Here is a 13,663-nt window from a genome sequence, read left to right as displayed (position 1 = left end):
TGCGTCCTTAGCTCAGCTGGTTAGAGCATCACCTTGACATGGTGGGGGTCGGTGGTTCGAATCCACTAGGACGCACCAGATTTGAAAAGCCCGCTCATCGAGCGGGCTTTTTGCATTCTCTCCCCCTACCTTCTTGCGCTGTTTTTGCTGCGCCCAACAAAAAGCCCGCATCACCATTTGCATGACGCGGGCTGAATAGACACCGCCAGATCATCAGGCCTGCACGGCAATATCGTACTTCTTTATCTTGCGATAGAGGGTAGCGATCCCGATCCCCAATGCCTGCGCCGCCAGCTTCTTGTTGCCAAGCCGCTGCAGAGTCTCCTCGATCATCTGCTTCTCCATGCTCTCCAGCCCGCTCTCTCCCGGGGCGGGATCCTGCAACTTTTCCGGCATGACTGCCATTGGGCCTTGCGCTGCCACCGGTTCGCCCGGGATGGCGCTCAGGGGCACGATGGGGATGGTCTGGGTTACCACTGGATGGGGATCCTGATTGCGGATGATGTTGGGCGGCAACAGGCTGCTGTCGATCACTTCACCGGCTTGGCTGACGTTGACCAGATATTCGATGAGGTTGCTCAGCTCTCGTACGTTGCCCGGCCAGCGATACCCCTTGAGCAGCGCCATCACCTCCGGTGTCAGACCGGGGTAGACGGTGCCGATCCGGCTGGTGTGCTGGTTGAGGAAATAGTGAGTCAGCAGCTCCACATCCCCTTCCCGCTCGCGCAGCGGTGGCAGGTTGAGAGGAATGACGTTGATGCGATAGAAGAGATCCTCGCGAAATTTCCCTTCGGCGATGTACTGGTCGAGATGCTGATGGGTAGCGGCGATGATGCGGATATCCACCGGCACCGGCCGGCTGGCGCCGATGGGGGTCACTTCCCGCAGCTCCAGCACCCGCAGCAGCTTGGCCTGCATAGTGAGCGGCATGTCGCCGATCTCGTCGAGGAACAGGGTCCCCTGATGGGCCGCCTGAATAAGCCCCTGCTTGCCACCGCTGGAGGCGCCGGTGAAGGAGCCCTTCACATAGCCAAACAGCTCGCTCTCCAGCAGCTGCTCGGGGATGGCGGCACAGTTGATGGCGATAAAGGGTTTGTCATGGCGCGGGCTCAGGCGATGAACCGCGCGGGCCACCACCTCCTTGCCGGTGCCGCTCTCGCCACAAATGAGCACGCTCGACGGGCTCTGGGCGATGCGCTGCAGCAATCGCTTGAGGTTGCGCATCGGCTTGCTCTCGCCGATCAGCAGGTCGATGCGGACATCGGGATCCGGCTCGCGCACTTGCCCGGAGTGGGACTGGTGAAAGGCCATCAGGAAGAGCTGCTGCCCCTGCACATGGTGCAGCTGACCGATGATCAGCTCCTGGCGATCCCCCAAGGTGAAAATGTGCTGGATATGGCCGCTGATCTCCTGCCGGGCAAAGGTGAGCGGGCGGATCCCCACCTCACGCCCCTGCAGCTGCTCCGGCTGACAGCCCAGATGATGCAGCGCCGCTTCGTTGGCAAAGCGCACCTGATTTTTCTCGTCGAGCAGCAGGCAGCCCTGATCCATGTGGGTCATCAGATCGAGGAACACCTTGTTGACCCCGTCCGACAGGCCGCGCGAATCGAGCAGCTTGGCCACAAAGATGGTGGAGATATGGCGCACGTAGTCACACACATCCTGCAGATTGTTGTTGAGACGGGCCTGCTGCTCGGCACTGAAGGCGACCAGGCTGATCACCCCTATGCACCCCTCATCCACCATGATGGGCACCCCGAGGAAGGCGCGCTCGCGACAGCTCTCCTTGCAGCTGCACCCCTCGCAGACCGGATCATCGCTGGTGTGGGTAACGATCTTTTCCCGCTGGTTATCAATCACATAGCGCAGCAGGCGGGAGTCCCCCTCCAGCTGGCGGCCGAAAAACTTGCCATAGGGGCCAGTGCCCGCTACCCGCACCATATCGGCATCGACGATCTCGACCTCAAGTTGCAGCACACTCGCCAGCATCTTGGCAAAACGCAAGATGGTGGGCTGGATCTGCATCAACAGACACTGGTTGCTCACGGATCTCATCCATCATTCCTTTTTGTTCTTGTTGTTCTCCCTCTAAAGGGAGCCATGCTGGCCAGATACTAAGGGATATCCGTCAGCACAACTTCGGGGGGGATCACGAAAAGGGAAAATGAATGACGGGGAAAATGAGCACAAAAATGAAGATAAAAGCCAACAAAAACAAAAATATAGAAGATGTGAGCAAGATCAGGTTGGCAGGTGCAGCGCCAGCCAGACGGCCAGCGGGATCACCACCACAGAGAGGGCGTTGCCGCCGAGCACGATACTGGCCACCTTCTCCGGCTGGCAGTGGTACTGCTCGCAAAGCATGTAATTAAGCACCGCAGGCGGCAGAGAAACCGACAACATCAGAAGCGGGATCCACTCCCCCTTGAGCGGCAACAACCCGATCGCGAGCAGAAGCGACAAACCGCCCGCCAGCAGATAGAGCAGGTTGCATTTCAGCGCCAGCCCCAGATGATCCAGCTCCCCTTCCGTCAATCTTATTCCCAGCGCAAAGAGCATCAGCGGCACCGAGATCTGCCCGACCAGCGAGGCGGTGGTCACCACATACTCCGGCAGCGCGATATGCAGATTAGCCACCAGCAACCCGGCCAGCGCGGCCCAGAGCACCGGGCTGCGCAGCCAGAGCCAGCGGGAGGTGTTGGCCGAGAGGATAAACATGCCGACCGAGAAGTGCAGCAGGTTGGAGAGCACAAAGAGGATAACGATGGCCCCTAGCTGCTGCTCGCCAAAGGCCAGCACCATCAGGGGGATGCCGAGGTTGCCGGTATTGCGGAACATGGCGGGCAAAATGAGCGCCGCCCGTTCAATCCCCTTGAGCCTGAGTAGCGCAAGCAGTAGACCGGGCAACAGGATCACCAGCGCGCCAGCCGCGATGAGCGGCAGATGCTCCCCCAGCGCCAGCGGATACTTGACCAGGGCGGAGAAGACCAGCGCCGGGGTAAACAGCTCGATATTGGCCCGATTGACGTAACCGAGCGCCGCCTCTGGCCGCAATCTGCCATAAAGAGCGCCGAGCCCGACCACTGCAAACACGGGGATGACGATATTGAGCAGGGCGCCGAGCACAGGGAGATCCCGTTACAGCTCGCGGGCAGGCTTGCCCATCAACAGCAGCGGATCGAGCGTCACCTCTTTGCTGCCATTGCTGATCCAGAGTTGCCCTTCCGAGATGGTGCAGGTGAGCTGCATGGTGCGCTCCACCATCTCGGTGAGCGGCAGGGTCTGGCTCTCCGAGAGCTCTATGATGCTGAGGTTGTCGTGCAGGCCAAGCTTGCCCTGATTCTGTTTCCACCAGACGCTGGTGCCGCGGCCGCCATAGAGATAGAGCACCACTTCACGGGAACGGTTGCAGGCCTTTTTCAGCCGCTTCTCGTCGGGCTGACCCAGCTCAATCCAGAGCTCGATTTCGTCCGAGTAGCTCTTGAGCCAGAGCTCGGGTTCGTCATCGGCGCTGAGCCCCTTGGTGAACTCCAGCCGCTCGGCCGCATGCCAGGCAAAGGCCGCCAACCGGATCATCATCCGTTCGTCGGTTTCAGAGGGGTGACGCGCCAGCGTGAGGGAGAAATCCTGATAGAGGTTGCGATCCATATCAGACAAGCTGATCTGGGCCTTGAATACGGTTGCCTTGAGAGCCATAGAAAACCTTGAATACCCTGTGACAAGTGGGGGTAGAAAATATGGCCGTCAGTGTAATCAAAATCAGTGGCAGGTTCGACCATCCCGCATCACCTTTCTACCCCATAGCCTCGATTTAAGTGCTTTAAAAGACAGAAAAAACAAATGCCAGTCCGAAGACTGGCATTTGGCGGTATCAAGAAGCGACTCACTTCTCGGCGGACTGGACTCCGAACGCATTGAGCAGCGCACAGCAGGTGACTGCCACGGCTACGAATCCGCTCAGAAAGATAAAGGGCATGGCCCCGTATCCCAGCACAGTCCAGATGGTGTGTTCAAGAAGACTCATTGTGTGTCCTTCATCCAGTGAAAGGTGTGTTCCTTTTGGCGGATGTAGGCTCCGCTCTCGTGAGGCCATTTGACCTCAATGTGAGTATGAGTCCAATGCCACCAAAGTAATAAATGCAGGGTGCATTTGAGCTGGATCAACTTTTTCGGCCGAATATCCATCCAGATCAAGCTATTAGATGGTCATTATCGCGCCAAACCAACCCTGTCCCTGCGCGCCTTGTGACGTAAAACGGCTGGCGGCGTGACTCAATGGCATAAAAAAACGCGCCCGATGACGCGTTTTTGAGTGTCTGGCGAACGATCAGTTGTCACACAGATCGTTGGGCATATCCTGGCGCAAGCGGGTCCAGAGTTTGCCTGACTCGATACCGTACTGACGCACAGTCATAAAGACCGCTTCGTGGTTTTTGGTCTCGGCCAGACCAAGCAGCGTCTTGTAGTAGGCATCTGCGGTCTCGCGAGCCTGCTTGTCGGAGAAGTAGTAGCTACCGACCCGGCTATACAACCCTTTAAAACCGTTCAGGATCAGCGCGTAGATCGGATTGCCGGAAGCAAACGCCAGCTGGTGATGCAGGCGATAATCGAACTCGGCATAGGCCTGTGGATTGTTCTCGACTCCATCGGCGCCACGCAGGATCTCGGCGGCCTGTTCCGGATTGTGACGGATCGCCCCGCGAATAAAGATGGTGCAGATGTGGGTACGGGCAGAGAGCAACTGGGCTATCAGATCCGGCACCTTGTCCTGATCGAGACGAGCCAGCGTCTCCAGAATATTGAGGCCCGAGGTTTCCCAGAAGTTGTTCACCTTGGTCGGTTTGCCATGCTGGATGGTCAGCCAGCCATCACGGGCCAGTCGCTGCAGCACTTCACGCAAGGTCGTCCGCGTCACCCCGATCAACTCGGACAACTCACGCTCGGCGGGCAGAATGGATCCGGGAGGAAAGCGATTGTTCCAGATGGACTCGATGATGTATTCCTCGGCAAACCCTGCTGGGCTCTGCGCTTTTATAACCATGAATTGACTCTGTTGTAATGCGTAAAAAGGCTGACGAATGATATCAAAGCGATGATGGCTGGCAAGCATAAGGTCAGTCCTCTGCTCACATCGGGACAAATATTGTTGATAACTTGTATTCAATCACATCCCTTGTAGTGGGAAGCCGCTCAATGTGTGGTTATTAAACCACCATCAAGGCCGCTTCCGGCCAGCTCTTATTTATCATCGGCCCGCTTTTTGATTAAAATCACGTGACATTAACTCGCGAGAGGTCAACATCCGGACGTACTGGTCGATCCATCATTGACTGCATGGATGCAAGATCCCAACAACAACCCAGAGACCCAACATCATGCCAATAAGCCTCGGGCAGGCATTTGCCAAGAACTTCCTCGGCAATGCCCCACACTGGTATAAAAGCGCCATTCTGCTGTTTCTGGTGATCAATCCGATCGCCTTCTATCTCGACCCCTTCAGCGCGGGCTGGTTACTGGTGGTGGAATTTATCTTCACCCTCGCCATGGCCCTCAAGTGCTACCCCCTGCAACCCGGCGGTCTGCTGGCCATCGAAGCGGTGCTCATCGGTATGACCTCTGCCGAACAGGTCAAACACGAGCTGGTCGCCAACATCGAAGTGCTGCTGTTGCTGGTCTTTATGGTGGCCGGTATCTACTTCATGAAGCAGTTGTTGCTTTTCGTCTTTACCAAGCTGCTGATCGGGGTGCGCTCCAAGATCCTGCTCTCTCTCTCCTTCTGTCTGGTCTCCGCCTTCCTGTCGGCGTTTCTTGACGCCCTGACCGTGATTGCGGTGGTGATCAGCGTGGCGACCGGCTTCTACGCCATCTATCACAAGGTCTCCTCCGGCAAGGAGTTCGGCAATCCTCACGACCATACCCAGGATCAGGAAGTGCCCGAGCTCAACCGTCAGGATCTCGATAACTTCCGCGCCTTTTTGCGCAGCCTGATGATGCATGCCGCCATCGGTACCGCTCTGGGTGGCGTCTGCACCCTGGTGGGCGAGCCGCAGAACCTCATCATCGGCGAGCAGGCTGGCTGGCACTTCGGCGAGTTTGCGGTGCGCATGGCTCCCGTCACCCTCCCCGTCTTTATCTGCGGTCTGCTGACCTGCGTGGTGGTGGAGCGGTTCCGCTGGTTTGGTTACGGCACCCTGCTGCCGGACAACGTGCGCGCCATCATGGAGGAGTACAACCGTTATGAAGAGGCGAAGCGCAGTCCGCAGGACAAGGCCAAGTTGATTGTCCAGGCGCTGATCGCCGTCTGGCTCATCATCGGCCTCGCCCTTCATCTGGCGGCGGTAGGCCTCATCGGCCTCTCGGTCATCGTGCTGGCCACTTCGCTCACCGGCATCACCGAAGAGCATGCGCTGGGCAAGGCGTTCGAAGAGGCGCTGCCCTTCACTGCGCTGCTGGCGGTCTTCTTCAGCGTGGTGGCGGTGATCATCGATCAGCAGCTGTTCAAACCGGTGATCCAGTGGGTGCTCTCGGCCGAGCCCGAGCAGCAACTGGCTCTCTTCTATCTGGCCAACGGTCTGCTCTCCATGGTCAGTGACAACGTCTTTGTCGGCACCGTCTATATCAACGAGGTGAAGACGGCCCTGCTCAACGGCGCCATCAGTCGCGAGCAGTTCGATCTGCTGGCCGTGGCCATCAACACCGGCACCAACCTGCCGTCAGTCGCCACCCCCAACGGTCAGGCCGCCTTCCTCTTCATGCTGACCTCGGCGCTGGCACCGCTGCTGCGCCTCTCCTATGGCCGCATGGTGTGGATGGCGCTGCCCTACACCCTGGTGCTGGGGCTGGTCGGCTTCTTTGCGGTCGAGTTGCTGCTCGGCCCCGCCACCCAGTGGTTCTATCAGCAGGGATGGCTAGTGCTGTCAGAGGGTGCCGCCGCCGTGGCGCCCGCACTCCACTGAACTCGTTGTGCCTAATCGAGAAGGGTCCCTGCGGACCCTTTTCTTTTGCTGTCCGCTCTGCTCTAATTCAGCCACTATTTTTTTCTGAGAGATCAATCAGATGATCGAGTTTCTGCGCCGTTTGGCAGCCAATCGACTGGCGTGGGGGCTGCTCGCTGCCTCCGCCCTGTTCCTTGAGCTGTGTGCCCTCTTCTTCCAGCATGTGCTCGGGCTTCACCCCTGTGTCATGTGCGTCTACGAACGGCTCGCCACCCTGGGTGTGCTCACGGCCGGTCTTGTTGGTCTCATCGCACCGCAGAAGTGGTATCTGCGCTGGAGTGCCATGCTGCTGTGGGGATACAGCGCCTTTCGTGGCTTCCAACTGGCCCTCAAGCACGTCGACTATCAGATGAACCCCTCCCCGTTCAACGTCTGCAGCCCGTTTGCCGACTTCCCGAGCTGGGCCCCCCTCGATCAGTGGATCCCCTGGCTCTTCTTCCCGGACGGCGATTGCGCCGAGATCAGCTGGCGTTTCTTCGATTTCTCCATGCCCCAGTGGCTGGTCGCCATCTTCGCCGCCTACCTGCTGGTTTTCGTGGTGGTAGCCATCGGCAATCTGGTGAAAGGACGCTGCTGCAACTGACGTTTGCATGGGCGTAGAAATCGTAAACAGCAAAAAGGGGGAGCCATCATGGCTCCCCCTTTCTCATGCTTTCTGACCGCTGGTTACGCCTTGGCGGCGCCCATCTTGGCCTTGATCGCCCCGATGACCATCGGCAGCAGCGAGATGCCGATGATGCCGAAGATAAGCAGGGTAAAGTTCTGGCGCACCACCGGCAGGTTACCGAAGAAGTGGCCGGCATAGACGAACGACAGCACCCACAGCAGACCGCCAACCAGATTGAAGGCGAGGAAGCGCGGATAGGTCATGGCGCCCATGCCGGCCACGAAGGGGGCGAAGGTGCGCACGATGGGCAGGAAGCGGGTAATGATGATGGTCTTGCCGCCATGCTTGGCATAGAAGGCGTGGGTCTTCTCCAGATAGTCGCGGCGGAAGATTTTTGAATCCGGGTTGCGGAACAGCTGCTCGCCAAAGAAGTGACCGATGGTGTAGTTGACCACGTTGCCCAGCACGGCCGCGATGATCAGCACGGCCGCCAGGGTATGGACATCCAGCACGCTGCCCACGGTGAGCGCACCGGCGGCAAACAGCAGGGAGTCACCCGGCAGGAAGGGGGTCACCACCAGTCCGGTCTCGCAGAAGATGATGAGAAACAGGATGGCGTAAACCCAGATGCCGTAGTTTTCAAACAGCTCTTTCAAATGCACGTCAACGTGCAGAATAAAGTCGATTGCAAAGAGGATCAGATCCATTTTTCCATACTCGTAAAGTGAACGGCGTGGAGTCTACGCCAATGCCAGTCGGCTCACAATCGCTGGGCTAGCCTCTTTTTAAACCCGCTAACCCCTCAGCCAAATGAAACCGTTTTTCCTGCTGTACCGCCCGCCCGGGCTTATCCATCAAGCGGGAGAATGGTGGCAGAGGCTGTGACTTACTGCCTTACCTCCAGCTCGTGGCGCACCTGCGGCGGCAGACAACGCTCCCAACCCCACAGCAGAATGAGCAGCAAGGTCGCATCGTCGAGCCAGCCAAAAAGCGGGATCATGTCCGGTACCAGATCTACCGGGCTGATACCGTAAAGCAGGATAAGGATCACCAGCCCCCTGGCCCACCAGGGGGTACCGGGATGACGAAAGCCCTGATAGAGGCGGCGTAGTCGCCGCCAGAGCAACCCGCGTCTGGTGCTCATGACTCTATCAGCTCGCTGCGCAGCCGCTGGATCTGATCCCGCAGTGCGGCCGCCTGCTCGAACTCCAGATCCCGCGCATGCTGGAACATCTGCTCCTCCATCCGTTTGATCTCTTTGGCAATCTCGCTGGCAGAGCGGGCATGGTACTCCCCTTGCGGCTCGGCGGCCTTGCGGCTCCCTTTGCCCGGTTTGCCGGTGGGGCGAGTGCCCCCCATGTCCATCACGTCCCCCACCGACTTGTTGAGCCCCTTGGGCACAATACCGTGCTTGAGGTTGTGGGCATGCTGCAGGGCACGGCGCCGCTCGGTCTCCTCGATCGCTACCTGCATGGAGTTGGTGATGGTATCGCCGTAGAGGATGACCTTGCCGTTAAGGTTGCGCGCCGCCCGGCCTATGGTCTGGATCAGCGAGCGGGTCGAGCGCAGGAAGCCCTCTTTATCCGCATCGAGAATCGCCACCAGCGACACCTCCGGCATATCGAGACCTTCCCGCAACAGGTTGATCCCCACCAGCACATCGAACTTGCCGAGGCGCAGATCGCGGATGATCTCCACCCGCTCGACCGTATCGATGTCGGAGTGGAGATAACGCACCTTGACGTCGTGCTCCGCCAGATATTCGGTCAAGTCTTCCGCCATCCGCTTGGTCAGGGTGGTGACCAGCACCCGCTCCTCCACGGCAACCCGCTTGCGGATCTCGGAGAGCAGATCGTCCACCTGAGTGGTCACCGGGCGAACCTCGATCTCCGGATCGAGCAGGCCGGTGGGGCGCACCACCTGCTGCACCACATCGCCGCCGGACTTCTCCAGCTCGTAGGGGCCGGGGGTCGCCGAGACAAACACCGTCTGCGGCATCAGCGCCTCGAATTCGTCGAACTTGAGTGGCCGGTTGTCGAGCGCCGAGGGGAGCCGGAAACCGTACTCCACCAGTGTCTCCTTGCGGGATCGGTCCCCTTTGAACATGGCGCCGATCTGCGGCACCGTGACGTGGGATTCATCAATGATGAGCAGGCCATCCCCCGGCAGGTAGTCAAACAGGGTGGGCGGCGGCTCCCCCGGCGCCCGGCCGGAGAGGTAACGGCTGTAGTTCTCGATGCCGGAGCAGTAGCCCAGCTCCTGCATCATCTCCATATCGAACTGGGTACGCTGGCTGATACGCTGCTCCTCCACCAGCTTGTTAAGCGACATCAGCTGCTCGCGACGCCCTCTGAGCTCCTCCTTGATGTGCTCGATGGCACCGAGGATGGTTTCGCGCGGGGTGGCATAGTGGGTCTTGGGATAGATGGTGTAGCGCACCACCGTCTGCTCAATGGCGCCGGTCAGCGGGTCGAACAGGGAGAGGCGCTCCACCTCTTCATCAAACAGCTCTACCCGCAGGGCCAGCTTGTCCGATTCGGCGGGGTAGATGTCGATCACCTCTCCCCGCACCCGGAAGGTACCACGCTGAAACGCCATGTCGTTACGGGTGTATTGCAGCTCGGCGAGGCGGCGCAGAATATCCCGCTGGTTGATCACATCCCCCACTTTGAGATGCAGCATCATGCTGAGGTAGGCCTGAGGATCCCCCAGGCCATAGATGGCAGACACCGAGGCGACGATCACCACGTCGCGCCGCTCCAGCAGCGCCTTGGTGGCCGACAATCGCATCTGCTCGATGTGATCGTTGATAGAGGCATCCTTCTCTATAAAGGTATCGGTGGTCGGCACATAGGCTTCTGGCTGGTAGTAGTCGTAGTAAGAGACGAAATACTCCACCGCATTGTCGGGAAAGAACTCCTTCATCTCGCCATAGAGCTGGGCGGCCAGGGTCTTGTTGGGGGCCAGGATCATGGTCGGGCGATTCAGGGTAGCGATGACATTGGCCATGGTGAAGGTCTTGCCTGAACCAGTCACCCCGAGCAGGGTCTGGTGAGCAAGACCCGACTCGATGCCATCGAGCAGCCTGGCTATTGCAGCGGGCTGATCCCCGGCGGGTTGAAACTGGCTGGCTAGTTTGAACAGTTTGCTCATGAAGACTCCCGACACAAAGCAGCAAGCGTGCAGTGTAACCGAGTGCTCCCCGGCGGTACACTCGCTTGCGGTGGCGCGAACGGCTTGACCCTCTCCGGCGCCTTCTGTATGATGCCCCTCCTTGCCTGATGTTCCCCCGTAGTTCAGTCGGTAGAACGGCGGACTGTTAATCCGTATGTCACTGGTTCAAGTCCAGTCGGGGGAGCCAATTCCTCACCATATCGGTGCAAGTTATCCACTTTAGTGCCCTCCCCAGCTTTTTTTAATGCACAAGATCCCGTTTGTGGATCCGTTTCCCGTTTTCTCCCGCGCTCCCCCTTGCAGAGTTTTCTTCTGCCATATCTAACTATTTGATTTTTATAGCAAGTTTTTTTCTGCGGTATTTTTTGAACAGCACTTGCAGCCCAGTCGTGACGCGGCTTTCCGGCCGATGAACAAGATTCATAAACAGGGTTATCCACAGATTCTGTGGGTAACTGCCGCAATCCCTGTCGGGACGCGGGATAGCTGGCAACCCCGGCTTTTCAGGAGCGGTTTTGCCGCGAAACCTGATTTTATGCTGTTTTTACGCATCTCTGGTCAGTGGCGCAAAAGGGGTCTTTTGAACCTTTCTCGAGATATCTTTTTGCCAGGCCAGTCAGGCTGGGCGAACGGGCAAATCATCCCCTGTTTCACCTCGTGCCCACCCTCTGATCCCGCTGGTTGAATCTTCTGAAACTGATCTCGATCAAGCGTTGTGGCAGCAGAATCTAAAGTTTTTACCGCTGCCATCCCCCAAGCGAGGCCACCAGCATTTTTCACTAATTGACACTGGGGGGCACAGCAATAAGCTCCCTCTTTTTCCCCCTTGCCCCCCTATCGCCTCGAAATAGTGCGAGATCCCTTTCGATTAATCGGCCCCTTGCGCTTCTTTATTGGGGATAGATCCGGCACAATATCGGCCCCACTTTTTTCCTCGGTTTTTCCGGGCATGACCATAGACTTTGTGACACTGCTACATCAAAGCGACTCCCTGCTGCTCTTCGTGGTGCTGGCTTTTGGCCTGCTGCTTGGCAAGGTACGGATTGGCAACTTTCAGATTGGCAACACCATAGGTGTGCTGTTTACCGCCCTGCTGTTTGGTCAGATGGGCTTCGAGTTCACCGCCACGACCGAGAACGTCGGCTTCATGCTCTTCATCTTCTGCGTGGGGATCGAAGCGGGGCCCCACTTCTTCAGCGTCTTCCTGCGCGATGGCATCCACTACATCACCCTGACCCTGGTGATCCTGCTGACCGCCCTCTTCCTCACGGTAGGGCTGGCCAAGTTCTTCAATCTGGGGCCCGGGATGGCGGCCGGCATTCTGGCGGGGTCGCTCACCTCGACCCCTGCGCTGGTCGGTGCCCAGGATGCCCTGCGCAGTGGCCTGCTCAACCTGCCCCATCAGACCGATATGCAGGCGGTGCTCGACAACATGGGTATCGGCTACGCCCTGACCTATCTGGTGGGTCTGGTTGGCCTGATGCTGGTCGTGCGCTACCTGCCGTCGCTGGCACGGCTCGATCTCAACACCGAGGCGCAAAAAATTGCCCGTGAGCGGGGTCTCTCCGACAGCGACAGTCGCAAGACCTACCTGCCCATCATCCGCGCCTATCGGGTTGGCCCCGAGCTGGCAGCCTGGATTGGCGGCCGCACCCTGCGTGAAACCGGCATCTATCCCCACACCGGCTGCTATGTGGAGCGGATCCGCCGCAACGGCATTCTCGCCAGTCCCGATGGCGATGCCGTCATTCAGGAAGGGGACGAGATCGCTCTGGTGGGCTATCCCGAGAGCCATGAAAAGCTGGACGTCAACTACCGCAACGGTAAAGAGGTGTTTGATCGCAACCTGCTCGACCTGCAGATCGTCACCGAAGAGATCGTGGTAAAGAACGACTCCGTGGTGGGCCGCCATCTGGTGGAGCTCAACCTGACCGAGAAAGGGTGCTTCCTCAACCGGGTAGTGCGCTCCCAAATCGAGATGCCGTTCGATCGCAACATCATGCTGCAAAAAGGTGATGTGCTGCAGATCAGCGGCGAGAAACAGCGGGTCAAACTGCTGGCCAACAAGATCGGCTTTATCAGTATCCACAGCCAGACTACAGATCTGGTGGCCTTCACCACCTTCTTCGTGCTGGGGCTGCTGATCGGTTCCGTCTCGCTGGTATTCGGCCAGATTGAATTTGGCCTCGGCAACGCGGTCGGTCTGCTGCTGGCAGGCATTCTGATGGGTTATCTGCGGGCCAACCACCCGACGGTCGGCTACGTGCCCCCCGGCGCCCTGCGACTGGCCAAAGATCTCGGTCTGGCTGTCTTTATGGTGAGTACCGGTCTCAAGGCGGGTGGCGGCATCCTCGATCACCTGAGCGAAGTGGGTGCCGTGGTGCTCTTCTCCGGCATGCTGGTCACTACTCTGCCGGTGCTGGTCGGTTACCTGTTCGGAGTCTGGGTATTGAAGATGAACCCGGCCCTGCTGCTCGGCGCCATCACAGGTGCCCGTACCTGCGCCCCCGCCATGGATGTGGTCAACGAAGCCGCCAACAGCTCCATTCCGGCACTTGGCTACGCAGGTACCTATGCGGTGGCAAACGTGATGCTGACGCTGGCAGGCTCCTTTATCATCGGCTTCTGGTTCTAACCAGCAGCCATCAAGTTACCGCAAACAAAGAAGGGAGCCTCAGGCTCCCTTCTTGCTATCTGCCTTTCTCCCAAGATGCGGAGCAGGCTCATTGATGTGCCATCTGCGCTGTCTGCCCCCCCCTACCTACCATGGTTGATGCTCTGCTCTGCTCTGCCCTGCTCTGCTCTGCTCTGCTCTGCTCTGCTCTGCTCTGCTCTGCTCTGCTCTGCTCTGCTCTGCTCTGCTCTGCTCTGCTCTGCTCTGCTCTGC

Annotated in this window: 11 protein-coding genes and 2 tRNA genes; 5 read left to right on the top strand and 8 right to left on the bottom strand. The window is 58.7% G+C overall.

Annotated elements, in window-relative coordinates; genetic code table 11:
- Nucleotide 1 precedes the first annotated feature (1 nt).
- Nucleotides 2-78: transfer RNA gene (locus LG31_RS0118185), tRNA-Val, on the top strand.
- 135 nt (nucleotides 79-213) lie between these two features.
- Here LG31_RS0118185 and LG31_RS0118180 read toward each other — a convergent pair.
- The 5 genes from LG31_RS0118180 to fadR all read right to left on the bottom strand — a co-directional run bounded on the left by LG31_RS0118180 (nucleotide 214) and on the right by fadR (nucleotide 5,041).
- The gene (locus LG31_RS0118180) at nucleotides 214-2,055 is read right to left on the bottom strand and encodes a sigma 54-interacting transcriptional regulator (RefSeq protein WP_033115827.1); all 1,842 of its coding nucleotides are present in this window, start codon (nucleotides 2,053-2,055) and stop codon (nucleotides 214-216) included.
- 186 nt (nucleotides 2,056-2,241) lie between these two features.
- Entirely contained in the window at nucleotides 2,242-3,126 is an 885-nt protein-coding gene (locus tag LG31_RS0118175) for an AEC family transporter (RefSeq protein WP_033115826.1), read from the bottom strand.
- 12 nt (nucleotides 3,127-3,138) lie between these two features.
- Nucleotides 3,139-3,696: a YaeQ family protein gene (locus LG31_RS0118170; RefSeq protein ID WP_033115825.1), complete on the bottom strand. Its 558-nt coding sequence runs from the start codon at nucleotides 3,694-3,696 to the stop codon at nucleotides 3,139-3,141.
- 187 nt (nucleotides 3,697-3,883) lie between these two features.
- The gene (locus tag LG31_RS20605) at nucleotides 3,884-4,024 is read right to left on the bottom strand and encodes a TIGR02808 family protein (RefSeq protein ID WP_071909966.1); all 141 of its coding nucleotides are present in this window, start codon (nucleotides 4,022-4,024) and stop codon (nucleotides 3,884-3,886) included.
- A gap of 303 nt (nucleotides 4,025-4,327) precedes the next feature.
- A complete protein-coding gene (fadR, locus tag LG31_RS0118165) occupies nucleotides 4,328-5,041 on the bottom strand; it encodes a fatty acid metabolism transcriptional regulator FadR (protein WP_033115828.1) in 714 nt (237 codons plus the stop codon).
- 334 nt (nucleotides 5,042-5,375) lie between these two features.
- On the opposite strand from fadR, the gene nhaB reads away from it, so the two are divergent.
- On the top strand, nucleotides 5,376-6,956 hold the full coding sequence (nhaB, locus tag LG31_RS0118160; RefSeq protein WP_033115824.1) for a sodium/proton antiporter NhaB: 1,581 nt from the start codon (nucleotides 5,376-5,378) through the stop codon (nucleotides 6,954-6,956).
- A 100-nt stretch (nucleotides 6,957-7,056) separates the two neighbouring features.
- The gene (gene dsbB, locus LG31_RS0118155) at nucleotides 7,057-7,578 is read left to right on the top strand and encodes a disulfide bond formation protein DsbB (protein WP_033115823.1); all 522 of its coding nucleotides are present in this window, start codon (nucleotides 7,057-7,059) and stop codon (nucleotides 7,576-7,578) included.
- A gap of 83 nt (nucleotides 7,579-7,661) precedes the next feature.
- Here dsbB and LG31_RS0118150 read toward each other — a convergent pair whose 3' ends face one another.
- The 3 genes from LG31_RS0118150 to uvrB all read right to left on the bottom strand — a co-directional run bounded on the left by LG31_RS0118150 (nucleotide 7,662) and on the right by uvrB (nucleotide 10,755).
- Nucleotides 7,662-8,309 carry a DedA family protein gene (locus tag LG31_RS0118150; RefSeq protein WP_033115822.1) on the bottom strand — a complete coding sequence of 216 codons (648 nt, stop codon included), beginning with the start codon at nucleotides 8,307-8,309 and terminating at the stop codon, nucleotides 7,662-7,664.
- Nucleotides 8,310-8,488: 179 nt separating this feature from the next.
- Nucleotides 8,489-8,746, bottom strand: coding sequence for a YkvA family protein (locus LG31_RS0118145; RefSeq protein WP_033115821.1), 258 nt, complete (start codon nucleotides 8,744-8,746; stop codon nucleotides 8,489-8,491).
- Nucleotides 8,743-10,755 (bottom strand): excinuclease ABC subunit UvrB, encoded by a 2,013-nt coding sequence (gene uvrB, locus LG31_RS0118140; protein WP_033115820.1) that lies wholly within the window; start codon nucleotides 10,753-10,755, stop codon nucleotides 8,743-8,745. Before uvrB ends, LG31_RS0118145 begins: the two co-directional genes overlap by 4 nt.
- A 132-nt stretch (nucleotides 10,756-10,887) precedes the next feature.
- Between uvrB and LG31_RS0118135 the strand changes: the two genes are divergently transcribed.
- Both LG31_RS0118135 and LG31_RS0118130 read left to right on the top strand, forming a co-directional pair.
- A tRNA-Asn gene (locus LG31_RS0118135) sits at nucleotides 10,888-10,963 on the top strand.
- A gap of 762 nt (nucleotides 10,964-11,725) precedes the next feature.
- On the top strand, nucleotides 11,726-13,411 hold the full coding sequence (locus LG31_RS0118130; RefSeq protein ID WP_033115819.1) for an aspartate:alanine antiporter: 1,686 nt from the start codon (nucleotides 11,726-11,728) through the stop codon (nucleotides 13,409-13,411).
- Nucleotides 13,412-13,663: the final 252 nt, after the last annotated feature.

Origin of the sequence: Aeromonas lacus (assembly GCF_000764665.1) — a bacterium.
GTDB lineage: Bacteria > Pseudomonadota > Gammaproteobacteria > Enterobacterales > Aeromonadaceae > Aeromonas > Aeromonas lacus.
The sequence above is the reverse complement of the archived record's forward strand: the minus strand, read 5'-3'. Positions and strand labels throughout refer to the sequence as shown.

Excerpts from the sequence above, each read along its gene's own strand:
- LG31_RS0118180 (WP_033115827.1), bottom strand. The coding sequence starts at position 2,055 with ATGAGATCCGTGAGCAACCAGTGTCTGTTGATGCAGATCCAGCCCACC.
- LG31_RS0118170 (WP_033115825.1), bottom strand. The coding sequence starts at position 3,696 with ATGGCTCTCAAGGCAACCGTATTCAAGGCCCAGATCAGCTTGTCTGAT.
- LG31_RS20605 (WP_071909966.1), bottom strand. The coding sequence starts at position 4,024 with ATGAGTCTTCTTGAACACACCATCTGGACTGTGCTGGGATACGGGGCC.
- fadR (WP_033115828.1), bottom strand. The coding sequence starts at position 5,041 with ATGGTTATAAAAGCGCAGAGCCCAGCAGGGTTTGCCGAGGAATACATC.
- nhaB (WP_033115824.1), top strand. The coding sequence starts at position 5,376 with ATGCCAATAAGCCTCGGGCAGGCATTTGCCAAGAACTTCCTCGGCAAT.
- dsbB (WP_033115823.1), top strand. The coding sequence starts at position 7,057 with ATGATCGAGTTTCTGCGCCGTTTGGCAGCCAATCGACTGGCGTGGGGG.
- LG31_RS0118150 (WP_033115822.1), bottom strand. The coding sequence starts at position 8,309 with ATGGATCTGATCCTCTTTGCAATCGACTTTATTCTGCACGTTGACGTG.
- LG31_RS0118145 (WP_033115821.1), bottom strand. The coding sequence starts at position 8,746 with ATGAGCACCAGACGCGGGTTGCTCTGGCGGCGACTACGCCGCCTCTAT.
- uvrB (WP_033115820.1), bottom strand. The coding sequence starts at position 10,755 with ATGAGCAAACTGTTCAAACTAGCCAGCCAGTTTCAACCCGCCGGGGAT.
- LG31_RS0118130 (WP_033115819.1), top strand. The coding sequence starts at position 11,726 with ATGACCATAGACTTTGTGACACTGCTACATCAAAGCGACTCCCTGCTG.